Source organism: Thermococcus sp. ES12 (genome assembly GCF_012027515.1).
GTDB lineage: Archaea > Methanobacteriota_B > Thermococci > Thermococcales > Thermococcaceae > Thermococcus > Thermococcus barossii.
The window spans coordinates 353,672-375,401 of record NZ_SNUP01000001.1; the positions used below are offsets into that span (position 1 = coordinate 353,672).

Annotated in this window: 23 protein-coding genes; 10 read left to right on the forward strand and 13 right to left on the reverse strand. The window is 55.2% G+C overall.

The features are described from left to right. Nucleotides 1-38: 38 nt before the first annotated feature. On the reverse strand, nt 39-1,004 hold the full coding sequence (locus E3E37_RS01905; RefSeq protein ID WP_167714542.1) for a thiamine-phosphate kinase: 966 nt from the start codon (nt 1,002-1,004) through the stop codon (nt 39-41). An 88-nt stretch (nt 1,005-1,092) separates the two neighbouring features. Between E3E37_RS01905 and galT the strand changes: the two genes are divergently transcribed. After that, nucleotides 1,093-2,076: a galactose-1-phosphate uridylyltransferase gene (gene galT, locus E3E37_RS01910; RefSeq protein WP_167715273.1), complete on the forward strand. Its 984-nt coding sequence runs from the start codon at nt 1,093-1,095 to the stop codon at nt 2,074-2,076. Here galT and E3E37_RS01915 read toward each other — a convergent pair. Then, nucleotides 2,069-3,334: a TIGR00375 family protein gene (locus E3E37_RS01915; RefSeq protein ID WP_167714543.1), complete on the reverse strand. Its 1,266-nt coding sequence runs from the start codon at nt 3,332-3,334 to the stop codon at nt 2,069-2,071. The two genes, galT and E3E37_RS01915, sit on opposite strands and share 8 nt — an antisense overlap. Nucleotides 3,335-3,343: 9 nt before the next feature. Then, nucleotides 3,344-5,062 carry a chloride channel protein gene (locus E3E37_RS01920; protein ID WP_167714544.1) on the reverse strand — a complete coding sequence of 573 codons (1,719 nt, stop codon included), beginning with the start codon at nt 5,060-5,062 and terminating at the stop codon, nt 3,344-3,346. A gap of 75 nt (nt 5,063-5,137) precedes the next feature. Here E3E37_RS01920 and E3E37_RS01925 point away from each other — a divergent pair, with 75 nt between their 5' ends. Then, nucleotides 5,138-5,608: a hypothetical protein gene (locus tag E3E37_RS01925; protein ID WP_167714545.1), complete on the forward strand. Its 471-nt coding sequence runs from the start codon at nt 5,138-5,140 to the stop codon at nt 5,606-5,608. 18 nt (nt 5,609-5,626) lie between these two features. Here the strand turns inward: E3E37_RS01925 and E3E37_RS01930 are convergent, their stop codons facing one another. Together E3E37_RS01930 and E3E37_RS01935 are read right to left on the reverse strand one after the other, a co-directional pair. Continuing rightward, the gene (locus E3E37_RS01930) at nt 5,627-6,946 is read right to left on the reverse strand and encodes a cation:proton antiporter (RefSeq protein ID WP_167714546.1); all 1,320 of its coding nucleotides are present in this window, start codon (nt 6,944-6,946) and stop codon (nt 5,627-5,629) included. Beyond that, nucleotides 6,934-7,428 carry a CBS domain-containing protein gene (locus tag E3E37_RS01935; RefSeq protein ID WP_167715275.1) on the reverse strand — a complete coding sequence of 165 codons (495 nt, stop codon included), beginning with the start codon at nt 7,426-7,428 and terminating at the stop codon, nt 6,934-6,936. The genes E3E37_RS01930 and E3E37_RS01935 overlap by 13 nt, the downstream gene beginning before the upstream one ends. A 156-nt stretch (nt 7,429-7,584) precedes the next feature. Between E3E37_RS01935 and E3E37_RS01940 the strand changes: the two genes are divergently transcribed. Continuing rightward, a complete protein-coding gene (locus E3E37_RS01940) occupies nt 7,585-8,937 on the forward strand; it encodes a sodium:proton antiporter (protein ID WP_167714547.1) in 1,353 nt (450 codons plus the stop codon). 134 nt (nt 8,938-9,071) lie between these two features. After that, nucleotides 9,072-9,761 (forward strand): hypothetical protein, encoded by a 690-nt coding sequence (locus E3E37_RS01945; protein WP_167714548.1) that lies wholly within the window; start codon nt 9,072-9,074, stop codon nt 9,759-9,761. Between the two features lie 5 nt (nt 9,762-9,766). Here E3E37_RS01945 and speB read toward each other — a convergent pair whose 3' ends face one another. From speB to E3E37_RS01970, 5 genes are all read right to left on the reverse strand, one after another. Further along, a complete protein-coding gene (speB, locus tag E3E37_RS01950; RefSeq protein ID WP_167714549.1) occupies nt 9,767-10,633 on the reverse strand; it encodes an agmatinase in 867 nt (288 codons plus the stop codon). 70 nt (nt 10,634-10,703) lie between these two features. After that, nucleotides 10,704-11,114: a translation initiation factor IF-5A gene (locus E3E37_RS01955; RefSeq protein WP_088864375.1), complete on the reverse strand. Its 411-nt coding sequence runs from the start codon at nt 11,112-11,114 to the stop codon at nt 10,704-10,706. Nucleotides 11,115-11,187: 73 nt separating this feature from the next. Further along, nucleotides 11,188-12,567 (reverse strand): sodium-dependent transporter, encoded by a 1,380-nt coding sequence (locus E3E37_RS01960; protein ID WP_088864376.1) that lies wholly within the window; start codon nt 12,565-12,567, stop codon nt 11,188-11,190. 101 nt (nt 12,568-12,668) lie between these two features. After that, nucleotides 12,669-13,328: a 16S rRNA methyltransferase gene (locus tag E3E37_RS01965; RefSeq protein WP_167714550.1), complete on the reverse strand. Its 660-nt coding sequence runs from the start codon at nt 13,326-13,328 to the stop codon at nt 12,669-12,671. After that, the gene (locus tag E3E37_RS01970; protein ID WP_167714551.1) at nt 13,306-14,394 is read right to left on the reverse strand and encodes a saccharopine dehydrogenase family protein; all 1,089 of its coding nucleotides are present in this window, start codon (nt 14,392-14,394) and stop codon (nt 13,306-13,308) included. Before E3E37_RS01970 ends, E3E37_RS01965 begins: the two co-directional genes overlap by 23 nt. Nucleotides 14,395-14,453: 59 nt before the next feature. Here E3E37_RS01970 and E3E37_RS01975 point away from each other — a divergent pair, with 59 nt between their 5' ends. Together E3E37_RS01975 and E3E37_RS01980 are read left to right on the forward strand one after the other, a co-directional pair. Beyond that, nucleotides 14,454-15,032: a metallophosphoesterase gene (locus E3E37_RS01975; RefSeq protein WP_167714552.1), complete on the forward strand. Its 579-nt coding sequence runs from the start codon at nt 14,454-14,456 to the stop codon at nt 15,030-15,032. Beyond that, nucleotides 15,032-16,006, forward strand: coding sequence for a hypothetical protein (locus E3E37_RS01980; protein ID WP_167714553.1), 975 nt, complete (start codon nt 15,032-15,034; stop codon nt 16,004-16,006). Before E3E37_RS01975 ends, E3E37_RS01980 begins: the two co-directional genes overlap by 1 nt. On the opposite strand, the gene E3E37_RS01985 is transcribed toward E3E37_RS01980, so the two are convergent. Next, on the reverse strand, nt 16,003-16,932 hold the full coding sequence (locus tag E3E37_RS01985; protein ID WP_088864381.1) for an RsmB/NOP family class I SAM-dependent RNA methyltransferase: 930 nt from the start codon (nt 16,930-16,932) through the stop codon (nt 16,003-16,005). The two genes, E3E37_RS01980 and E3E37_RS01985, sit on opposite strands and share 4 nt — an antisense overlap. Nucleotides 16,933-17,124: 192 nt before the next feature. Beyond that, entirely contained in the window at nt 17,125-18,072 is a 948-nt protein-coding gene (argF, locus tag E3E37_RS01990; RefSeq protein WP_167715277.1) for an ornithine carbamoyltransferase, read from the reverse strand. Between the two features lie 233 nt (nt 18,073-18,305). Between argF and E3E37_RS01995 the strand changes: the two genes are divergently transcribed. The 4 genes from E3E37_RS01995 to E3E37_RS02010 all read left to right on the forward strand — a co-directional run bounded on the left by E3E37_RS01995 (nt 18,306) and on the right by E3E37_RS02010 (nt 21,137). After that, nucleotides 18,306-18,839, forward strand: coding sequence for a DUF996 domain-containing protein (locus E3E37_RS01995; RefSeq protein ID WP_167714554.1), 534 nt, complete (start codon nt 18,306-18,308; stop codon nt 18,837-18,839). 99 nt (nt 18,840-18,938) lie between these two features. After that, a complete protein-coding gene (locus E3E37_RS02000) occupies nt 18,939-19,553 on the forward strand; it encodes a DUF996 domain-containing protein (RefSeq protein ID WP_167714555.1) in 615 nt (204 codons plus the stop codon). Nucleotides 19,554-19,645: 92 nt separating this feature from the next. Further along, nucleotides 19,646-20,395, forward strand: coding sequence for an FAD-dependent thymidylate synthase (gene thyX, locus E3E37_RS02005; RefSeq protein ID WP_167715279.1), 750 nt, complete (start codon nt 19,646-19,648; stop codon nt 20,393-20,395). Between the two features lie 43 nt (nt 20,396-20,438). Beyond that, on the forward strand, nt 20,439-21,137 hold the full coding sequence (locus E3E37_RS02010) for a hypothetical protein (RefSeq protein ID WP_206203996.1): 699 nt from the start codon (nt 20,439-20,441) through the stop codon (nt 21,135-21,137). On the opposite strand, the gene E3E37_RS02015 is transcribed toward E3E37_RS02010, so the two are convergent. Next, a complete protein-coding gene (locus E3E37_RS02015; protein ID WP_167714557.1) occupies nt 21,124-21,630 on the reverse strand; it encodes an HIT domain-containing protein in 507 nt (168 codons plus the stop codon). The two genes, E3E37_RS02010 and E3E37_RS02015, sit on opposite strands and share 14 nt — an antisense overlap. Nucleotides 21,631-21,730 lie beyond the last annotated feature (100 nt).

The window sequence follows — 21,730 nt, forward strand, 5'->3', positions numbered from 1 at the left end:
TCACAACCTACCTTAAGTCGGCTTAGGGTTTTAAAACGTTATCGGAACATCTCTCTATACGTCCCTTTTACTCCTCTGTTAAGGTGTTCCCAGCCGAGAACGGGCATTTCCTGTCTTTTTTCATCAGTGGTAATATAGACTCCCGTTCCCTTCAGAACCCTTCCTATGACAGTGCACCTCACCCCAAGGCATCTAAGCTTCTCCTCCGGCAGGGTAAAAACGAGTTCGAACTCCTCCCCGCTCGCGAGGGCTATCTCAATCGGGTCCAGCCCCAGAATCCCACCTACTGTCCTGACCTCATCCCTAATCGGAAGTTCCTGGGCCTCAATATCTATCCTTACCCCGCTCATTTCAGCCAGGAGGTGAAGCTCCTTGCTCAGGCCGTCGCTTATATCGATTGCCGCGTTCGCAAGTTCGCTCAGTTCGATTCCCTCCTTAACCCTTGCCCTCGGTTCGAGGAGTTTCTCATATAGAGCCCGCCGCGCGCCCGCTGGAACGTCAAGTTCATGCTTCCAGGCGAGGAGGCCTGCCAAAGCTCTGCCGATATCGCCGGTCACGCAGACTAGGTCGCCCGGCCTTGCCCCGCTCCTTGTGAGGAGTCTCCTGGTCCTTCCGAGGGCAATTCCGTCTATTACCAAATCGTCCGCCTCGTTCGTATCCGCGCTCAGAACAGGGACGCCGTAATGCTCAAGGGCCTTTCCTATCCCCTTCGCGACTCCCTCAAGGTAGTCCATTCCAATGTCCCGCGGAACTCCCAGCGAGAAGAGGAACCCCACCGGTCTGGCCCCCATAGCCGCGACATCGCTCACGTTCATTGTAACAGCCTTGAAACCCACCTGCTCGGGCGTCATTACTCCGGGAACGTCCGTTTTTCTCACGAGCATGTCGTTTGTAGCCACCAGCCATCCGTCACGGAGCCTGAGCGCGCCGGCATCGTCCCCGAGGGGTAGATCTCCCTGGAGCCTGAGGTGTCTCCTGAAGAGTTCGATTATCTCCTTCTCCACCCCTATCCCTCACTCCCAGTTGGGTCATGGGATTTAAAGCCTTCGCCAAGCTTTTATGCCCTTTCACCAATTTGGTGTAGTGGTGGAGATGAGGGAGCTCCGCTATAATCCCCTGACCGGCCAGTGGATCATGGTCTCTTCAACCAGAAAGAAGCGCCCATGGAGACCCAAAGACTTCTGTCCATTCTGTCCCGGAAACGAGGAGACCGGCTATGGCTGGGAGGTTCTGCTGCTTCCGAACAGGTTTCCGATGCTGTCCTTCGATGCCCCCAGACCGGAACGGGATGGATTCTACCGGAGGGCGAGGGCAATCGGCCAGTGCAGTGTGATAGTTGAAACGCCCGAGCACAATATCAGGGACCTTGATGAGCTTTCCCCGAAGGCCATGATTCGGGTTGTTGAATTATGGAAAAACGTAACTGCAGAACTGAAGAAAAATCCCCGCGTTGTCTACGTCTCAATCTTCCGGAACAAGGGTGAGGAGATAGGCGTCAGCCTTACCCACCCTCACGGCCAGCTCTACGCCACCCCCTTCATCCCTCTGAAGGTCCGCCTGAAACTTGAGAACTCAAGGGGATACTTTAAGCGCTACGGGGAGTGCCTGTTCTGCAGGATTCTGCGTGAGGAGCTGGAGAGTGAGAGGGCAGTATACGAGAACGAGGACTTTGTCATCTTTCTGCCCTTCTTCGCGAGCTGGCCCTTTGAGGTTCACATCTATCCAAAGAGGCACGCACAGTGGCTAACCCAGCTGGGCAGGAAAGAGCTCGCTGACCTGGCCGATGCACTTCGCGTTGCGACGGGAACCCTCAACACAGTCCTTGGGAGGGGGATGCCCTACACGATGATGCTCTATCAGGCCCCCTTCAGGGGAACCTACGACTTTTACCACCTCCACGTCGAGTTCTACCCAATCCTGCGGGAGAACGGCAAAATCAAGTACGCCGCCGGAATTGAGATGGGAACCTGGGACTTTACCTACGATGGCGTTCCGGAGGAGAACGCGGAGAAGCTGAGGAGAGCCTGCGGGGAGGTGGTAAAAAGGATTGACGCGAGGGGGAAGTGCTTTACCTAGCCCCTCCAAGGAACTTCATAAGGCTCGTCTGCTTCGGCCGGTACTCCTCCCTTGGAACCTCGACCTCAAGGGCTTCGAGCTCTTCTATCCCTGCCCTCCTTATCTCCTCCGGCAGCTTTATCTCGCCGTACTTTCCGCCGCCGCCTGGAATGACCACCAGCTTGCCCTTCCGGTACGCCCAGACGGCCTTTGCAACCTCCTCATGAACTTCCGCCAGACCCTCCAGCGGAACGTCAACGAGAACCCTTATCTCGCTCCCGAATTCCCTCAAAAATCGCTCCCATATCAGTCTCACAGCCTTCGTCCCCACGCCTTTGCCTATCACCATCGCTATTATCTCCGCCAGCGGGGCAAGCCTCAGGTAGGGCGGCCTGTCTTTTGGTCTCTCCTCGGTATCGGCAAGCTCAAGGATTCTGTCATAAACGCCCTTCTTTATCCTGCCGCCGCACCTGGGACACTTCCATCTGAAGGCTCTGGCATCGCTGAGGGAGTACTTCGTATAGCAGCGGGAGCAGGCGGTGAGGTGGTACTTTCCTAAGCGGGGGTCGAGGCCCGCGTTGAGGACTATCTGTCTTCCCCCTCTCCTGAGGATGGCCTTCCGCACCTCTTCGAAGGTGACCTCTTTAATCTCGAAGCGGTTGAACTCCCTCCCGAGGCGGTGGGGCATCGGCGAGTGCGCGTCGCTGTTGCTGAGGTATGTTAGGGAGTGATGGGCCTTTATCCTGTCGGCCATCTCGCTGTCGGCAGAGAGGCCAAGCTCAAGGAACTGGATTTTTGCCCCGTCATAGGCCTCCTTAAGGCTGTTGTACTCCTTGTAGAGGCTCGTCCAGGGGGTGAAGGCGTGGGCAGGGCCTATTAAAACGTCCAGCTCGTTCGCCAGGTCGGCTATTTCTGAAGCGGAAAGGCCCAGGTGCGGCCTGCCCTCCCTGTCTATGTCCTGGGAGTACGGCCTTAGCCTCTCGCGAATTTCCCTCACGGTCTCTATGCTCGGGAAGATCAGCACGTGGTGAACCCTTCTGTCGTCCTCGACCTCGGCTGTCAGGAGGAACCTGACCCCTTTCCTCTCGTAGGTTCCCTCCTCCACTTTTTCCGCGTACCTCAGGAGCTCGCCCTCCCACAGGGGGTTGAGTATGTCCCCCGTTCCAACCAGGCCGAGGCCCTTAAATCTCGCGTTCTCGGCGAGATTGGGAATGGTCATGGCTTTTGAGACTGCCTTGGAGTAGCGTGAGTGAATGTGAAGGTCGGCATCAACCTGCATGGGACCACCTCAGTCTATGTACATTCCTTCCAGACCGCGGTAGTAGGCGCGGTATATGTCCCTTTTGGTCACGACCCCGATGAGCCTCCTGTTCTCAGGACTTTCCAGGACGGGCAGAAGGTTCTGGTCGTAGGCCATGAGCTTCTCAAAGGCATCCTCGGCTGTCTCTGTCGGGTACGTTACCCCGTAGGGCCGGCGGATGAATCGCTTCACCGGCATTCTCTTGATGCCCGAGGGTTTTTTCAGGATGTCCTTTATGCCGATTATGCCCACTACCTCCATTTTCCCGTTGACAACGGGGAAGCAGTCGTGGCCGGTTTCGCCTATCAGATGCTCCACGTCAAAGAGGGTCTGCTCCTCCGTGACGTAAACCGGCTCCCGCGTCATTATCTCGCCGACTGAGATGGTTTCAAGGATGACGGGCTTTCCTGTCTTGACGTGGTAGCCCTTTCTGATGAGCTTGAGGGTGTAGATGGACTCTCCCCCGAGGAAGAACCTGGCTGTCAGGAATCCTATCGTGGCCGATGTCATCACCGCAGGCAGAACGGCGTAACTCCTCGTCAGTTCTGTCACCATGAGTATCTGGGTGAGCGGGGCCTGCGTCATGCCGCTGAAGAAGGCCGCCATTCCCGCCAGGGCATAGACTGCGGGGTTCGGGTGAAGTGAGGGCAGAAGAATCTTCACCGTCTGTCCGAAAGCCGCGCCGAACATAGTCCCTATGTACAGACTCGGTGCGAAGACGCCGCCGCTCTGACCCGAGCCGAGGGTGAGGGCCGTGGCGAGCATCTTGACGAGTCCAAGGATTATGAGCAGGCCTATTGCCAGCTCGCCGTAGAAGGCCATTTTCATACCCTCGTAGCCGATTCCGAATATGCCATAGGCGGGGAACAGCATTCCGAGAACGCCCACACCAAAGCCGCCTATGGCCGGTTTCAGGGTTTCGGGAATCCGGGACTCGGAAAGGCCGTCAACCACGCGGTAGAGGAACCGCGCGTAGAACGCCGCCAGAAGGCCGAGACCAAGGCCGAGGAGGAAGAACATGGGCAGTTCGGGGAGCGTGTGCCCGATGTCCCCTGGGATGTCTATCTCCACCGCCCTGTTGAGGACGGCGAGAGTTAGGGCGTTGCCGGTGACGGCGGCGATGAAGATGGGCACGAGGTTTATCGAAAAGGCTCCCATGTAGACTACCTCAAGCGCGAACATTGCCCCGGCGAGCGGGGTGTTGAAGGTTCCCGCTATTCCCGCTGCCAGACCACAGGTCACGAGGAGCTTTTTCATCTCCCTTGAGAGGTTGAACCATCTCGCTAGGATTGATGTCAGCGACGCTCCGATGAACCCTATCGGCCCTTCCCTGCCAACACTGCCACCGGAGCCTATCGTTATGGCGGTGGCTATCGTCTTCAGAACCGCAAACCTGCCGGGGATGTTTCCTCCTTTGAATATGACCGCCTCTATGACCTCGGGGATGCCGTTTCCCTTGATCTCGGGGCATTCGATTACGAAGAGCGTGACAACCAGCGCACCGAGCGTCGGCAGGAGTACGTAGCCGAGGTTAACACCACCAACCTCATAGGAAACGTTTGGGAGGAGCCATCCGAAAAAGAACCCGTGAACCAGGCCTATTGCCAGCCTGAACACTATCGCACCGATTCCCCCGACTATGCCGGCCAGGATTGAAAAAGCTATGACAACTCCCCACTTTCTGAGGTACTGCCTTTTCGTTGCCATCAAGGTTGATTTGGTGTCCCCAATTAAAAGCTTAAGCTTTTATAGTGTCTCACGGTAACTGCTTCTGGTGAGACCATGAAAGTTGAAGGATTCGTTGCCTCTCTTAGAAACGCCGAGACAATCGGCGAGCTCTTTAAGATACTCCAGGAGAAGGGCTCACCGATAGTCGAGCTCGACGGCCAGAGGTTCCTGATAGTGGTGGAGGGCGACTTCGAGGGGAGGAAGTTCTGGACAGAGATAAACGGGGAGAAGGCCAACCAGGCTTTGGGCGATGCCATGCTCAACTCCTCAAGCTTTCCCTTCAAGTGCAAGAGGCCTTACACCGGCGGAAACGTGATATTCGTGAACTTCGACGACATCGAGGTGGAGAAGTTCCTCGTTGCCTACCGCGACCCCGACTACGGGGTCTTCTACCTCGTCGAGAACGGCGAGGCCAGGGAGATAACCAAGGAGGACTACGAGAGACTTGTCCCAGAGATGCCGGAGTTCAAAATAAAGTCCATGAGCGAAGAACAGATGGATATGATGGGGGCATTTTTTGGCTGATGTGGAAAAGGAAAGGGCTTATCCAGAGCCCTTCAGCTCCTTTATCTTCCTCTTTGTGCTCTCTATTCTCTCGACCTTTGCACTGGCCTTCTGGGCCTTTGCGGTTTCTATCTCCTCCCTGAACGCCCACTTGAGGAGCGGAGGAGTTATCAGCACGGAGACCGTTATGAATATCAGCGTGGCCGCTATGAACTCCGGGGCGTGCTCGGGGCTTATCGCACCGCCGTGTATCGCGACCATCAGGTCAACGAGCGCAACCTCGGTCCTCGGAACGGAACCTATGCCCATCTGGAGCGACATCCAGAAATTCTTTTTCGTGAAGAGGAATGCCCTTCCTCGCCCCCAGGCGGTTATCCAGGCCCCAAATCCCCTTCCGAGAACCTTCCCAAAGACAGCAACGGCCGTGAGAACCGCGGCCAGGATCAGGGCGTTGGCGTTTTCAAAGACCGTGAGGTTCAGCATAGCACCGGTATGGACGAAGAAGAAGGGTATCAGCAGGCCGTAACCGATGGCCTTCACGTCCTCCATGAGGCGCTTTCCTTCGGGGAGCTTTGAGAGGACGAGGCCCATCATGAAGGCCCCCTCTATGGCCGCCGCGAACCAGCCTTCAGCCAATGCCGCGAAGAGGAACATCATCCCGAGAACCGCTCCGAGGATGCCCTTCTCAACGTGAAGCCTCTCCGCGAACTTTATGTAGTAATCGACAAGGAACCACCAGATGACACCGGTCAGAATGAAGAACGCCACGATTTTAACAGAGAGCTCCAGAAGGCCGCCGCTCCCGACGGCAAAGATGACGAGGGCTATGCCCAGGAAATCGTCCATAACGCTCGCACTGAGTGATGCGGCTCCAACCTCGCTTTTGAGAACCCCCAGGTCCATCATCACCCTGACGGTCAGGCCGATGCTCGTTGCGGTGAGAAGCACACCGCCGGCGAATGCCTCCCGGCTCGGATAGCCCATCTCCATGAGGGCGAACCAGCCAACGACAAGGGGAACGAAAACGCCCATAACCGTCGAAACAGTGGCGGTAAGCCCGGTCTTCTTGAGCTGTTCAAGGTCGGCATCGAGGGCTCCGAGGAACAGGAGGAATATTATGCCCAGCTTGGCGAGGAAGTTGGCCACCACCGTCATATCGGTGGTGAACGCCTCCCCGCTGACTATAGGGAGGTACTGGGGAGCCACTATCCCGAAGTACACCAGGTTCCCGAGTATCATTCCCATGAGCAGCTCTCCCAGAACGCCGGGAAGCTCGTAGCGTTCGATTATGCTGTCCCCTATCTTCGCCAGTATGAGCGACAGTCCAAGGGCGAAGAGCAGCCACGTCACGTTTTCCATTGGGCACCACCCACCCTCAGCAGTCTCAGCAGTTCGTCTATCAGGATGCGGAGGCTTACCTCTCCCACCAGTCTGCCGTCCTTTACGACGGCCAGCACCTGAATCCTGTATTTGCGCATCTTCATCAGCGCTTCGAGGACCGTCGCGTCTTCATCCACCGTTAGCACGTGCCTCTCAGCCACATCCTCGGCCTTTGTGGCACCGCCGAGCATCGAGCGCATGGTTTTGCTCGTCATCCCCAGCTTGAACCTGTGGGCCTCAGGTGGTAGAAGGACGTCTATGACGTCTATGTACCTGATAACCCCCACGAGCTTCATGTTTTCCCTGCTATCAACAACCCAGACGTGGTGCCTGGTTCTGAGTATCTTGAGGACACTGAGGATGTCGGAATCGGCCGTTACCACGGGCATTGTTTCCAGCTTGGGTATTATGTCGCCCAATTTAAGTGAGTGGAAGCTCTCAAGGGCGGACTCGACTTCCACTGCCATCACCAATTCTGATTGATGAAAAAAGTTCTATTTAAGGCTTTGTGGGGCAAACCCGACACCGGGGCAACGTTTAGAACATTGTACCAATAAGGATAACAAAAGAAACCCTCGGCATGCTTATTAACCTTGAGGGCAAGATTAGCTGGAGGAATGCCGATGTCTGTAACAGGCGCATCGAACGTTTTGGTTCCAACTGTTGACCTGATGGTCTATGTTTTCTTCGTAGTCCTGGCAGTAGGACTGGTTTCACTCATTATGAGCAAGAAGTTCAATGTCTCGTACATTCCCCTCTTCATGTTCCTCGGCATACTTGTCGGTCCGGTTCTCGGTCTTCTTAACAGGGGGCTCGCCAACGAGCTGTTCAACTACGTCCGTGTTTTCGGCCTCGTGATGATACTCTTCACCGAGGGGCACACTCTGAGCTGGAAAATGCTAAAAAGAAACCTTAAGACGATACTTACCCTTGATACCGTTGGGCTCCTTCTCACCGCTTTCATCATCGGGGGAATCTTCTCGTGGCTCTTTCGTGTCCCGTTCATCGTCGGGTTCCTCTTCGGGGCGATCATAGCCGCCACTGATCCTGCAACCCTCATCCCGCTGTTCAGACAGTACCGCGTCCGCGAGGACATAGAGACTGTCATCGTTACCGAGTCGATATTCAACGATCCGATGGGTATAGTCCTTGCCTCCGTGGCCGTTGCAATGCTGGTTCCGGAGGCGTCCAGTGCAAGGTTCCTTGAGGCCATAGCCAGCTATATCGGCCTTTACCCGGCGGCCATCGTTTTCTTTCTGTATCAGATGACGGCCTCTATACTGATAGGTATCCTCCTGGGCATCGTGGGATACGGCATCCTGAAGCGGGCCGAGGTTGATGATTTCCCGGAGATAGTTATATTTTCCCTCGTGATGGCCTTCGGGGGATTCCTTCTTGGGGAACTGGTTCAGGCCTCGGGCTATCTTGTGGTGACGGTTACCGGCATAGTTCTCGGCAACCATAAGGTTTTCTTCAAAGACGATATCCCCGTGGTCAAGAGGGTTATGCGAGCCGTTGAGAGGGAGGTCCATTTCAACGAGAGCCTCTCGGCGATATTCACGATATTCATCTTCACCCTCCTGGGAGCGAGCCTGAACCCGGAGATAATAAAGGGGCACATCCTTCAGGGGGTCATTATAGCGTTTTTCCTGATGCTTGTTGCCAGACCGCTGGCGTCGCTTCCGATACTGCGGTGGCGGCCCTTCAAAGAGTACCTCTTCATATCGCTTGAGGGCCCGAGGGGTGTTGTTCCGGCCGCACTTGCGAGCCTTCCGCTGACTCTCGGAATAACGTACAACAACCCCGACTTGGTGCAGTGGGGGGAGATAATCCTGAGCGTCACCATAATCACAGTTCTCGTTACGGTACTGGTTGAGACCCTGTGGGTTCCCATCCTCAGGAGGAAGCTGCTCGAGGTAAGGAGTATCGAGAGGGAGATGAAGAGGGCAGGTTACAGCCCCCGCTCCTAATGTTTCCCTTCGGCGCCTAACACAAGATGGTTTTTCCTTCACTCGTTTCGGTTTGAATATTGTCCATTTTTGGCCGGTAGGTATATAAAGTTGATGGATTATGGAATCATATGGAAGAGGCTTGGGTGGTCTGAATGAAAGCGTGGGAGAAAGGGGTGATAATGGGCGCCAGAGCTATCGTTTTTCTGGGCCTTATCAGTGCCCTCATGTATGGGAAGATTGATCAAATCTATGCCGCCGCTGCGGGCTTTGTATCGCTCTTCGTTCCCAGCTTCGTCCGGTGGATTTATCCCAAGCCGAGCAGAAGAATCTGGCCGTGGGTAAGCCCCTTCTACAACGACAGCATTTACGCTCTCTTCTCGATATTCATGGCGGCCCACATAACCTTTCTCAACGTCCCCTTCATCCACCTTGACCTCTACAACCAGGTATGGAAGGGCGCGGATATACCAAGCCATTACCTCGGCGGCCTGGTCACGTGGGTCATATTCAACGAGGTTGTTCTGGAGTCATCGAGGACTTACAACCTCCACTGGAGCCCGCTGAAGATAGTCTCCATAAGCCTCTTTGCCCTGGTTCTCGTGGGAGTCACATGGGAGTTCTTTGAGGTCGCCATGCAGCCCGCGATGCCATGGCTCCATGAGAGCATGAGAAACAAGGCCCAGGACGTCATCATGGAGGTACTCGGCTTTGGGACGGGAATTCTCATGGTTCTCAGGTGGGAGTATCCTTACTCCATGAAGAAGCCCCTCGAAAACGCTCCTGTACGCTTTGGGCCAACGTCCGTTGACATACTTCCCCAGCCGGACCACGCGAAGGAATAAAATGTTTACAATCTATCTTTTCCCATTGCACCTATGAAATGGAACAGCAACTTTGCCGCTGTTAGTGCAGTCACGTCGCCGAGTCCGCTTCCTGCCACCTCCATTATATCAAAACCGGCTATTCTCTTGTTCTCTACGAGCCATTCCATGGCCTCAACGACGTCCCAGAATCTCAGACCTCCAGCCTCGGGAGTTCCCGTTGATGGAACCAGGGACAGATCGAATACATCTATGTCAACTGACAGGTAAACCGGTTCCGGCAGGGGCTTCACCAGCTCGACGAAGGCCTCGAAGTCGTAGTCCCTCGCGTGGACCCACGCTATCTCCTCCTGCTCGGCGTACTCCACCTCCTCCCTCGTACCGCTCCTTATCCCGAACATCGCCTCCCTTACCCCGAGTTCCGATATTCTCCTTGCCACGCAGGCGTGGTTGTAGGGGTTGTCCTCGTAGCTCTCGCGGAGATCCAGGTGGGCGTCGAAGACGACGTAGCTGGCAGGTTTCAATGCCTCAACGGCACCGAGGCTTTGGGAGTGCTCGCCGCCCAGGAGAATCGGGAGGGCATTGGGATTTATGCGCTTGAGTTCAGTTATTATCTCCCTAACCCTGTCCGCCGTTTTCCTGGGGTCGCCGGCAACGATCGCCACGTCTCCAATGTCAGCTATCGGGAGCTCGGCTATATCAACGTCGTAGTCTATGATGTAACTCTCGAGGTTGAGGGTGGCGTGTCTGACGAGGGTCGGTCCGAAGCGCGCACCGGGCTTGAAGCTGGTGGTCCCATCGAAGGGAACACCGAGGATAACGAACTTTGCTCTCTCCGGCTCAACGAGTGGGAACTCCAGCTTAAGCGTCTCGTAAGTGTAAAGGAACTCCATGACCGCACCTCCGATGAGAACTAGAGGGGTTTCCTTAAAAGGTTGCGGGAAATAGAAGAGCAGGAAGGGCTCACTCGCCCTTGAGCTTCATTATCTTTATCCTACCGAGGGTCTCCCAGTACTCGACGTTGATGCCTTCCCTGAGCTGGTCCTTGATCTCGTCGGCGACGCCGGTTTCGATCGGGACGTCGTAGAGCTCGTAGGTCTCCATGTCCATAATCTGGACGGTGTCGGGGGTCATGGCGATGATCTGGGCGGTTCTCTTGTCTATGATCGGAACGTCAACCTCGGCGCTGGTGGGCTTGACGATGCTCCTAACCTTGCCGTCGAAGATTCCAACGGCTTCAATTCTGGCCTTGGCGGAGCCGTGCTTTCCGGGCGAGGAAACGGTTATGTTGGCTATCCTGCAGGGCTCACCGTCGATAAGGATGTACCTTCCCGGCTTGAGCTTGCTAACCTGAACCTTGGTCTTGTCTCCCATCTTTCAGACCTCCTATAAGCGTTCTAAAACCGATTGGGAAGGGTCTTTAAAAAATTTTTGAAAATGAAAGAGCTCAGCGGCGGGTCTTCATCAGCATGCTGTTCATGAGCACGGGCACGAAGAGGACGAGACCGAGCAGTGCCCCTATCTTGACCGGCGTTCCAGGGGCCCTGAAGGCGAAGTATAGGCTCACAATGCCGCTGATGAAAAGCAGAAGGATGACGCCTCCAATGGCTCCTCGATTGTGTGCAAGTTCGCTCGAGAGCAGGGGGTACGCCTCCACGGCCGCTACCAGAGCGCCGACACTGAAGGGCACGACAACGAACATTGTTCTGATGTCACTTACCACCATCGTTGCAGAGAGCACGAGGCCCAAGATTGCCACCAGCGTCAGGCTCCTGCTCCTTCCAAGCTGCATGACCTCGGAGAGTATCTGGCTGCCCATCTCGATGAGGACTATGATTGTGGTCAGCCCGGCGAAGTAGAGGGACAGCATGAGGAGGTATATCAAACGGTCAGCGTTGGCGATGTTGCCCTTGAGCACGTATGGAATAGAGTAAAACACCTCGATTGACGCCATGGGACTCTTTTCACTGTTGGTGGCGTACTCCTTGAGGTTCTGGAAGCCAAGGTAGAGCTTCATTGACTCCTCTGCAGGGATGTTGGGGTTGTGGAACGCCTTTCCGAATCCCTGGTAGGCGGCACCGAGGGAATACGCAACGGTGAAGGCAGCGGCGAAGCTGAGGAGTATCTGGAGCACGAAAACCGCCGCGAGGACCTTCTTGAGGTCAAGCTCCTCCGGAGTGAAGCTGCCGACCACGTAGTAAACTCCAGCACCGAGTCCGAAGGAAACGAGAACGGATATGAGCATGTAGAGAACTCCTTTAAGGGAGAGTGGCTGGTCGAAGGAAGTTATCGCTGAAACTGCGTTGTTCATGTAGTGGACGGCCTGGGGTGCTGTGACGGCACTGATGGCCTGATTCCTGATTATGATAGCCGAGAGGATTGCAAAGAGCACGAAGAGCACCGAGAGCACGGAGATAACTTCGAGGGTCTTGCCCTTGGCGAGCAGGAGGAGGATAACCGAGAGGAGTATCGTTCCGAGGGCGATTACTGGGACGTATTTGGCCCCGATTCCGAAGATGTATATAAGGCTGTACGAGGAGTAGTACGTAGTTATTCCGAGGATCACGAGGAGGAACATTATGAGGACGAATATCAGCGCCGGGGTGCGCGATATCTTGAAAAACAGCTCGTATATCAGGTACCTAGTGCGTTTGGTGCTCTCCGCCTCGCTGTATATCAGGAAAAGGGCTATGAGCATAGGTATCAGGGATATCAGGAATCCCTTCAGCCCGAAGTTTATGTAGTACTTCGGCAGGACAAGGAAGTTCCAGATTCCAAGGATGTAGCCGGTTATCAAAAACGCCATCAGGAAGCTTATTTTTCTCATCGATTCACACCCCCGTGGAATGTTTCCAGCCGTTATTCAAGGAAGCTTACGGGGGATTAAAAAGGAGGTAATATAAAAACGTTATGTCCCTACGGACGTTTTCAAAAAATCCAGTGCTCAAAGCTGATGATTACCTCGTTCACAACTGCCCAGGCCATCAACGGGGCATCGTAAAGGCTTATTCTCTCCCAGGGTGTTTCGCTCCTGAAATCGCCGTGTGGGAAACCGCCCACTATCACCACAGGATTCCGGAGTCCTGAAAGGATTTTTCCGAATTCGGAAGGTTTCATTGCCTTTCCATCCTCATGCATCACGAAGATTCCATCCGGGTTTATCTCCTCCACGAGCTCGACGAGGGACTTCTCCTCCATGCGGAGGAGCTCAAGGTTTTTGGGAACCGCCAGGTCCCTGAAGAGGCTCTCCATCAGCCCCACGAAGCGGTTGTAGTTCCTCGGGATTCTGGTCTCTGGCTTTATGTATATCACTTCGTCGTTCCTCGTGTGGACATAGACCCGCAGTTTGCCCTCTTTGTTGGCTATACTCTCCAGGGCGTTCAGCAGGCAGATGTGGACGATGTCCGGCCTTCCGCGCCTCTCTCCGTCCGGGAGCTTTTTGAGGGCCGCATGGTGGTAGGTGCTATCGAGGAGCACCTCCTCGGGTTTCTTGCCCCTTCTTTTGGCGTGGTTGACGACGGCCGGGTGGTCTCTTATTGGCCTCGGAACAAGCTCAAGCTCGGCATCAGCTATCACCAGGTGGAGCATTCTCCCACCTCTCCAGCCTTATGCCCCTGTCCGCCAGCTCTTCGGTTATGCGGGTGAAGGTGTCTATCCTCATTCCCAGTATCTCTGGAGGGATAACGCCGAATATGCAGCTCTTCTCGGCCACGAGCCTCGCTATTATCGCCGCCGTGAAGCCCGTGACGCGGGCCATCGAGGTGAAGCCGCCCCTCTCCTCATCGTACAGGAGGTAGCCTATCTCCTTCTCCTCGCCGTCCAGCGTTCCCCTTCCGATCACCTGCATTATCGAGAAGTCGGGGCTGTCGTAGCTCATCAGGGGTGTTATGACCTCAAGCGTCTTATCGACGTGCTCCGGCCTGAAGAAGCCCAGCTCCCTCAGGACTTTCATCTTCTCCAGGTGTCCGGGCCAGCGGAGCGTCCACTCCTCCAGCCTTTCCGCCCTCACGCTCTCCAGTAAACTCCTCAGGCCATCGCTGACGAAGGCCTCGAACTCGAAGTCGCCAACGCTCACCCTCTCGATCCTCTCGAAGGGGTCAACCGCCTTGACCTCGCCGTCCCGTATCACCCTCGCCGGCCTCGTGTACTCCTCTATCAGGTCCTTCGGCGACCAGGTGATGCGGTAGTAGAGCGGTGGCCTCGGCTCCTTCGGCAGGCCGCCCACGTAGATGTAGCCCTCCCTCATCTCATCCAGCTCGTTCCATATCCTGCCCATCAGGATGTGGCTTAAACCGGGTGCAAAGCCCGCATCGAACAGAACCGTCACTTGGGCCTTCTCGGCCTCCTCGCGGAGCTCAAGCGGGTTCTCCGGCATGAAAGAGACGTCAACCATGTCAACGCCGGCCTTTATCGCGGCCTTGACCGATTGATACCCAAACCTTCCGGGAAGTGCCCCGACGACGAGCTCAAAGCCCCTCATCGCTTCGACCAGCTCATCGAAGTCTGCCGCGTTCACCTTCACGGGAGTGGCAAACTCTGAAACCGCCCTCAGCCTCTCCTCGCTCACGTCCCCGACGTGAACGTCAAACTCATCCCTCAGATCCCAGGCTATGGCCCTTCCAACGTTTCCGGCACCGAGAACGAGAACCTTCATACCAACACCCCTTGGAAGTTGTGGGAAGGTATATATAAGCCCTGCTCCTAGTCTTTTCAATGCCGTTTAAGCTGCCCATCTTCCGGAAAAAGGTACTCGACCTGCTGGCATCCTCGGACGAGACAAAAGTTATGCACGTGAGCGATACCCCCGAGAGCGTCTACCGGTTCATAGGCGAGCTAATGGAGAAAACGGACCCGGATTATGTCATCCACACCGGCGACCTGGCCGACAACGTGAAGCTGGAGAGGCGACCCGAGCTGAGGCCCCTGTACAAGGGCGCGATAAGGAAGCTTGCCCACGTCCTTAAAGGTTACGGGGTGGAGCTTTACATCGTTCCGGGAAACGAGGACGACCCCGAACTGGTCAGGGAGTTCTTCGGGAAGGCGGTGGTGGAGCCGGGAACGGTCATCGAGATAGAGGGGGTGAAGTTCGCCCTCGGCCACACGTGGAAGGACGTGGTGAACCTCGATGCCGACTTCAGGCTCTACGGCCACAACTTCAAGCTCATTGAGAGGGGTCTGAACGGCGTTCTCGGCGTCAACTTCGTCCTCCTGCCGAGCAGACAGACCTACCGCGTTAAGTATCCCGGGGGAACGGATTTTGATAGGGGTTACAAGATGTGGAGGGGTATGTGATGAAGGTTCTCCGCTTTGGGCCGTCCATAATCTTTCTGAGAACCAAAGACTCTGAATCCGTGAAAAAAGCCGTTTCTGAGGCCTTCGGTGTCAAGGAACTTCCGACCGACGAGGCCATTAAGCTCAGCAGTGAGTTTGAGACCGTCCTGTTCGTGACGGAGGAATGGGAGAAGGAAACCATACCGCCAGAGACGGCTTTCCTCATAGGCTCCCACGCTCCCGTCGTCCTGAGCGAGATAATCAACCGGAACCTCCCGGTGGAAAAGGTGCACGTTGAGAGCACCCTGATCCTCCTGAGGATACCGACCAACGTTGAGGAAGGGCTGAGGCTCCTGGCCGAGAAGTACGGCGGCGAGATTATGGACATCCGAACGGCCTTCGATGAGGGTGAGGCGGGGGACACGATAATCGGCGTGACGACGAAGAAGCTGAGCGCTCCAATAGGGCCGGAGGAAATCGAGGGTGCGGTACTGATACGCAGGGACTTCCTGAGCGTCTACCGCGAGCTGACCATAGATGTCCCCGTGCTCCTCCTCAAGCTCCTCCCGGAGTGGAAGGAGATAACCATCAAGATATACGACACCGACAAGCGCTACGACGAGAACATAGAGAGGCTGATGATGGTCATAGAAGATTTGGACCTTGGCTTCGTCGTCGGCGAGGGCTGGGACTGGGACTATCCGAGACCATTCATGCGCGTCCCGGTTTACAAGCTCAAGCTCCTGACGTGGGAAGACCCGGTGCGCGTCAAGTTCCTGCTGAAGGGCATCGAGTACGTCGGCTACAAGCGCCTCTGCGACATCGACGTCTTCCTTGAGGGCAAGAAGATTCACTGGACGTCCCTTGGAAAGTACGACTCGAAGTTCGAGCTGGCCAAGGCCGCCCGTGAGGAGCTGGAGAAGAACCTCAGCGGGGACGTCCTGGAGAGGTTGCACAGGATAGAGGAAGTCCTGGTAAGAGAATCCAGGGATTAGAGCTTCTTAATCTTCGCCACGAAGAAGCCGCTGGTTCCGTGTCTGTCTGGATAGAAACGCCTTGCCTTTGCTATTTCATCATTCAGCTCAACGCCGAAAGGATTCGTTAAAGCCGGCTCGCCATGGCGGAGGGGCAGGAGCTCAACGTCGAAGTTATCAAGAACCCACTGGATAACGAACTCATTCTCCTCCGGCTCGAGGGAGCAGGTGGAGTAGACGAGTATACCGCCCGGTTTGAGGTTCTCGAGGGCGACCTCAATCATCTGCATCTGGAGATTCTGACAGAACTTAACATCATCCATAGTCCTGTTGGACTTACGCTCCGGGTTTTTGTGGATTGTACCGGAGCCGGTGCAGGGGGCATCGAGTAGGATTCTGTCGAACTCCACTCCAAGCTCCCCCATGTGGAGCGAGGACCTGTGGATGAGTACCGTGTTGGTCACCCCGAGGCGGGAGAGGTTCAGGCGGGTTTCTTTCAGCCTTTCCTCACCGACGTCGAAGGCGTAAATGATGCCCTCATTCTCCATAAGCTGTGCCATGTGGCTCGTCTTTCCCCCTGGGGCGGCGGCCATGTCGGCAACCACCTCGCCGGGCTTCGGCTCAAGGGCGACGGGGGGGTACATCGAGCTTGCCTCCTGGATGTAGAGGAGACCGCTCAAGTATTCGGGGGTTGAGGTTATCGAGAACGGCTCCCTCGTCAGGCAGAAGCCCTCCCTCGCCCAGGGGACGCGCCTAAACTGAAAGCCCTTCTTGTTGAGGAGCTTGGTGAGCCTTGGAACCTCGATGCGGAGCGTGTTTACGCGGAAGCACCTCGGAAGGGGTTTCTCCATCGCCTCCGCTATTGCCAAGGCACGCTCGCCCCATAGCTCGTAATACCTTTCCGCGAAGATCTTGGAGTAGCCGAGGGAAAACAACCTTTCAAGCATGATGGGGAGTTGGGGAAGGGGTTTAAAAGGTTCTTCGTTGTGAAAGCCGGCTTTCACAAAGGGCAGGTTTTATGAAAACGCACTTTCACAAATCACGCCATCTGTGAAAGTGGAGTTTATAAATTGATGCAAAATAACCGCAACCCGAAATGCAGAACCGCACTGAAATTTCAAAATGGAAGAAAAGAGAGCTCAGACCTTTATCCCGCCCATGACGAGGGCCATGACGGCCTTCTGGGCGTGCAAGCGGTTCTCGGCCTCGTCGAAGACGACGCTGTTCGGGGAATCAACGACGTCGTCGGTAACCTCCTCGCCCCTGTGGGCCGGGAGGCAGTGCATGAAGATGTAGTCCGGCTTCGCGTGCTTGACGAGCTCTTTGTTCACCTGGAACGGCTGGAATATCTTCCTCCTCTCCTCGGCCTCGGCCTCCTGCCCCATGCTGGCCCAGACGTCGGTGTAGATGACGTCTGCATCTTTAACGGCCTTGACCGGGTCGTGGAGGAGCTCGAAGCTGCCGCCGCTCTCGGCCGCGTTCTGCTCGGCCCACTTGATGACGCGCTTGTCCGGCTCGTAGCCTTCCGGAGTCGCGACGACAACGTTGGCACCAAGCTTGGTTCCGGCTATCATGAGGGAGTGGGCAACGTTGTTCCCATCGCCGACGTAGACTATCTTAAGGCCGGCTATGCGGCCCTTCTTCTCAAGGATGGTCTGGTAATCAGCGAGGGCCTGGCACGGGTGGGAGAAGTCCGAGAGGCCGTTGATGACCGGGACGCTAGCGTACTTGGCGAGGTCTTCAACGTCCTTGTGGGCGTAAACCCTTGCCATTATCCCGTCGACGTACCTGCTGAGAACCCTCGCGGTATCGGCTATCGTCTCACCTCTCCTCAGTTGGAGGTCCTGAGCGTTTAGGTAGAGGCCGTAGCCTCCGAGCTGGTAGATTCCAACTTCAAACGAAATCCTCGTCCTCGTCGAGGGCTTCTGGAATATCATGGCGAGGGTTTTTCCCTCAAGAACGCGGTGCGGCTTGCCGATTTTGTTCCATATCTTCATCATTTCGGCCGTCTTGAGAATAGTCTCAAGCTCCTCCCTCGTGAAGTCCTGAAGGCAGAGAACATCCCTTCCTGCAAGGCTAACCACCATGTGCATCACCGAAAAACCTTCGCAGGACGTTTTAATAACCCTTTCGTCGGATAAACCTGCTCCCGGCTGAAACCTTTTGAGCATTAACGCCCAAGAGCTTTCCAAACGTAATGGACACTGATGCATCTCTTTCTCCATCGGTGCAATTCCGATGGGATCGTGTCTCAAATTTTATGGGTGGAAGTGAAAAGTCTTTTATAAACCACACTCCAACATTATCTGGGTGATGCAAAATGAGTGAATTGAAGAACGCCAAGCTCCTGGGAGGTGTGGGGGCGATCCTGACCCTCGTGGGGCTTGGCTTTGTGGGCTTCATACTGAAGCTCTTTGCGGTGAAGGATATCGCTGAGGCCACGGGCAGGGGCGAGATATTCAGCAAGTACCTCTGGGCTGCGATACTGAACATTGTGGCCGCCTTAATCCTCGTGGCGTCACTATGGGGCGTTATGTTTGCCATGGGTTCTTCCGAATCTCCAGAGGCTATCATTGGGGCTATGGGCATAGGCGGCATCATAGCGGCGATCATAATGTTCGTTGGAGTGTGGTTCATGAAGCAGAGCTACGACATGATCTCCGAGGAGACCGGTGTTGGAACCTTCCACACCACAGCACTCTTGTACCTTGCAGGCGCCATCTTGATTCCCATCGGCCTTGGCCTGGTTATCCTCCTCGTGGCGGCCATCCTTGAGATAGTGGCCTTCTTCTCCCTGCCTGAGGAGCTTGCCAAGCCGGATGAAGGACCGGTTCCCGTTTCATTGGAGGAATGATATTTCAGCTTCCTCCCCTTTTTGTTATGAATTCAACGTTTCTCATTTCGCTGGAAAACACTTTTATATGCGGAAATCGCACCTTATCTGGGTGATAACATGGGAAGTTTGAAAACCGCACGAACCTGGGGTGGCATCGGTGCCATCTTTAGCCTGTTCTACGTGACGTATTTTGTTGGCTTCATCATGAAGCTCTTTGCAGTGAAGGAGATAGCAGAGGCCACCAAAAAGGAGAAGATATTCAAGGACTACATATGGGCCGCGATGATGAACATCGCCGCCAGCTTCGTGCTCTCGTGGGCTTTCTACGATATGTGGGACAAGATGGCGGACGTTATTCATGACCCCGGGAAAGTGGCCGAGTTGATGTCCGCCTTTGGCATGTGGAGCTTCATTGCTGTGGTGCTCATGATAGTGGGCGTCTGGTTTATGAAGAAGAGCTACGACACGATAGCCCAGGAAACCGGCGTCGCGACATTCCACACGGCGGCGCTCTTCTACCTCATAGGCTCGATACTCATGCTCCTCATGGTGGGGTACTTCTTCATTCTGGTCGGTGCCATCCTAGAGGTAATGGCGTTCTTCGCCCTCCCGGAGGAGCTTCCTGGCGCGGTGAGCGGGACACCGACACCAGAACCAGTGCCAGAAAAAGCTGAGGGCACCGTGGATGTCGAGGCCACTGGGAACGTCCCAGAGGAAACCCAGCAAGAGTAAACTCCTTTTGAGAGTTCAGTTCTCTCCATTCAATTTTTTAGTCCCAAGGTAAACCTAATAAACCCCGGGCTCTTCTATCTCCGGTGGCGCGTATGGGGGATGGGATCAAGGTCACGCTTGTCAATTATACAAAAAAACCCCTTGAAACTGTCACCTGGGCGGCGCTCATAAGCTACTGGGATGAATGGGAGACCGAGGCTTTCGGGCGCATGGGCGAGGACGACGTTCGGATGCATCTTCCCAGGGTTCTCGGCTACGGTCACGAGTCGATTCTTGAACATGCGGTTCTGACGTTTGCGATTGAAGGTTGCTCCCGCGTTTGCAGTCACCAGCTCGTTCGTCACAGGCTCGCGAGCTACACCCAGCAGAGCCAGCGCTATATCGTGCTGAACCCCGAAGACGTCGAAGAGACCTTCGTAATCCCGGAGAGCGTGAAGAAAAGGTCTGAAATCTACGAGAAGTGGAAGGAGCTGATGAGAAATGCGATAGAGCTCTACGAGGAAAGCTATAAGGCGGGCGTTCATCAGGAGGACGCGCGCTTCATCCTTCCCCAGGCGGTAAGGACCAAGCTTGTCGTGACGATGAACCTCCGTGAACTCAAGCATTTCTTCGGCCTCCGTGCCTGCGAGAGGGCCCAGTGGGAGATAAGGGAAGTCGCCTGGAAGATGCTGGAGGAGATTGCGAAGAACGAGGAGCTCAGGCCGGTGATAAAGTGGGCAAAGCTCGGACCCCGCTGCGTACAGCTCGGCTACTGCCCTGAGGGCGAGCTCATGCCACCGGGATGCTGGAAGAGAACGAGGGAAAGATGGAGAGCTCTGGCGGGTTCCAAGCCAATGGTTTAGAAAACTTTTTACGTGGATTTTTTTTACAGATTCTCGGTGAGTAATGGTGAAAACCAGAAGCTACGAGGTAGAACTGCCCCATTCTTGGGATAGCCTTCAGGTAATTCTCAGTGAGCCTGAAAAGACCCTTCCGTTCTTCCCGTATTTTGAAAACCTACACAATGATACGGTCAGGTTTAGAGTTCCCAGATTCATATTTGACTTCGGTTACGAGTTCACGCTGGCTCTGGGATTTAGAAAGAACGCCGCTGTGTACACTTTTACCGGAGAAAAGGGAGTGCTCACAGTGACGTTTGAAATGCATGGAAAGAAACTCAGAGTAACTGCCAGCTGGTCGGGATTTGGTGAGCTTCTCATGGGCAAACCACTGGAAAACTTTGCCCGTGGAATAGCTGAGGCCATTAGGGACTTCTGCAGTGCCCAAGCAACCTGTCCAGCGCTAGAACTGGAGTCTGATGAGGGAGTTGTGCACCACGTAACTCCCGAAAGCGCCCCCGCTCTCATAAAGAGAATCGTTTGGGAGCTCAGAGGTGACGATTTCATCCTGGAAGGGGTGTCTAACCGGGGGGTTAGAATTTCCGCAACTGTAAGGGGAGGACGGCTTGTAAGGCTTACGGTCAAAGACCCGCTGAACAAAGAAACAGTGATAGAGGCGGACCTGCCGGTTCTGGAGATAGGTCCTGAGCTCTTTGAGGACCTTCCACTGGATGACACGTTCAGAATAAAAGTCAGGAGGATTTAGCAGTTTCTTCCACTATCTCTTCTATCGCCCTTTTGAGCTCGTCGTAGGCCTCCTCCAGCGATTCCGGAATGACCTTGGTGTCCGCTATCACCGGCATAAAGTTGGTGTCTCCGTTCCACCTCGGAACTATGTGAAGGTGCACGTGGTCATCTATGCCCGCCCCCGCAACGCGGCCGAGGTTCACGCCGAGGTTGAAGCCGTGTGGGTTCATTGCCCTCTTCAGCGCCTTTATCATGAGCTGGGAAAGCTGCATCATCTCAAGAAGCTCGTGGTCGGTTAAATCCTCCCACCTTCCCACGTGCCTGTAGGGGGCTATCATGACATGACCGGGGTTGTAGGGGTAGTTGTTCATGATTACAAAGCAGTGCTTCCCGCGGTAGAGTATGAGCCTCTCTCTATCGCGGTTTTCCTTCGGGAAGTCACAGAATATGCATCCATCGTACTTGGGTGAGCGTATGTACTCTATGCGCCACGGTGCCCACATTATCTTCATTCCCTCACCTCCAGTGGGAGAGAGGGGGAGGGGTTAAAAGCTTTTTTGGAACTCCGGATGATGAAGCCGTTCAAATCCGGCCAACAAAGCTTTTAACTCC

Bases quoted from the DNA above. Each gene is read 5' to 3' on its own strand.
- E3E37_RS01960 (WP_088864376.1), bottom strand. From the start codon at position 12,567: ATGAGAAAAATAAGCTTCCTGATGGCGTTTTTGATAACCGGCTACATC.
- E3E37_RS01920 (WP_167714544.1), bottom strand. From the start codon at position 5,062: ATGGCAACGAAAAGGCAGTACCTCAGAAAGTGGGGAGTTGTCATAGCT.
- E3E37_RS02015 (WP_167714557.1), bottom strand. From the start codon at position 21,630: ATGAAGATAATGTGGGCACCGTGGCGCATAGAGTACATACGCTCACCC.
- argF (WP_167715277.1), bottom strand. From the start codon at position 18,072: ATGGTGGTTAGCCTTGCAGGAAGGGATGTTCTCTGCCTTCAGGACTTC.
- speB (WP_167714549.1), bottom strand. From the start codon at position 10,633: ATGGAGTTCCTTTACACTTACGAGACGCTTAAGCTGGAGTTCCCACTC.
- galT (WP_167715273.1), top strand. From the start codon at position 1,093: ATGAGGGAGCTCCGCTATAATCCCCTGACCGGCCAGTGGATCATGGTC.
- E3E37_RS01925 (WP_167714545.1), top strand. From the start codon at position 5,138: ATGAAAGTTGAAGGATTCGTTGCCTCTCTTAGAAACGCCGAGACAATC.
- E3E37_RS01915 (WP_167714543.1), bottom strand. From the start codon at position 3,334: ATGCAGGTTGATGCCGACCTTCACATTCACTCACGCTACTCCAAGGCA.
- E3E37_RS01965 (WP_167714550.1), bottom strand. From the start codon at position 13,328: ATGCTCCACCTGGTGATAGCTGATGCCGAGCTTGAGCTTGTTCCGAGG.
- E3E37_RS01945 (WP_167714548.1), top strand. From the start codon at position 9,072: ATGAAAGCGTGGGAGAAAGGGGTGATAATGGGCGCCAGAGCTATCGTT.
- E3E37_RS02000 (WP_167714555.1), top strand. From the start codon at position 18,939: ATGGGAAGTTTGAAAACCGCACGAACCTGGGGTGGCATCGGTGCCATC.
- E3E37_RS01955 (WP_088864375.1), bottom strand. From the start codon at position 11,114: ATGGGAGACAAGACCAAGGTTCAGGTTAGCAAGCTCAAGCCGGGAAGG.
- thyX (WP_167715279.1), top strand. From the start codon at position 19,646: ATGGGGGATGGGATCAAGGTCACGCTTGTCAATTATACAAAAAAACCC.
- E3E37_RS01970 (WP_167714551.1), bottom strand. From the start codon at position 14,394: ATGAAGGTTCTCGTTCTCGGTGCCGGAAACGTTGGAAGGGCCATAGCC.
- E3E37_RS01940 (WP_167714547.1), top strand. From the start codon at position 7,585: ATGCCGATGTCTGTAACAGGCGCATCGAACGTTTTGGTTCCAACTGTT.
- E3E37_RS01985 (WP_088864381.1), bottom strand. From the start codon at position 16,932: ATGCTTGAAAGGTTGTTTTCCCTCGGCTACTCCAAGATCTTCGCGGAA.
- E3E37_RS01930 (WP_167714546.1), bottom strand. From the start codon at position 6,946: ATGGAAAACGTGACGTGGCTGCTCTTCGCCCTTGGACTGTCGCTCATA.
- E3E37_RS01980 (WP_167714553.1), top strand. From the start codon at position 15,032: ATGAAGGTTCTCCGCTTTGGGCCGTCCATAATCTTTCTGAGAACCAAA.
- E3E37_RS01995 (WP_167714554.1), top strand. From the start codon at position 18,306: ATGAGTGAATTGAAGAACGCCAAGCTCCTGGGAGGTGTGGGGGCGATC.
- E3E37_RS02010 (WP_206203996.1), top strand. From the start codon at position 20,439: ATGGTGAAAACCAGAAGCTACGAGGTAGAACTGCCCCATTCTTGGGAT.
- E3E37_RS01975 (WP_167714552.1), top strand. From the start codon at position 14,454: ATGCCGTTTAAGCTGCCCATCTTCCGGAAAAAGGTACTCGACCTGCTG.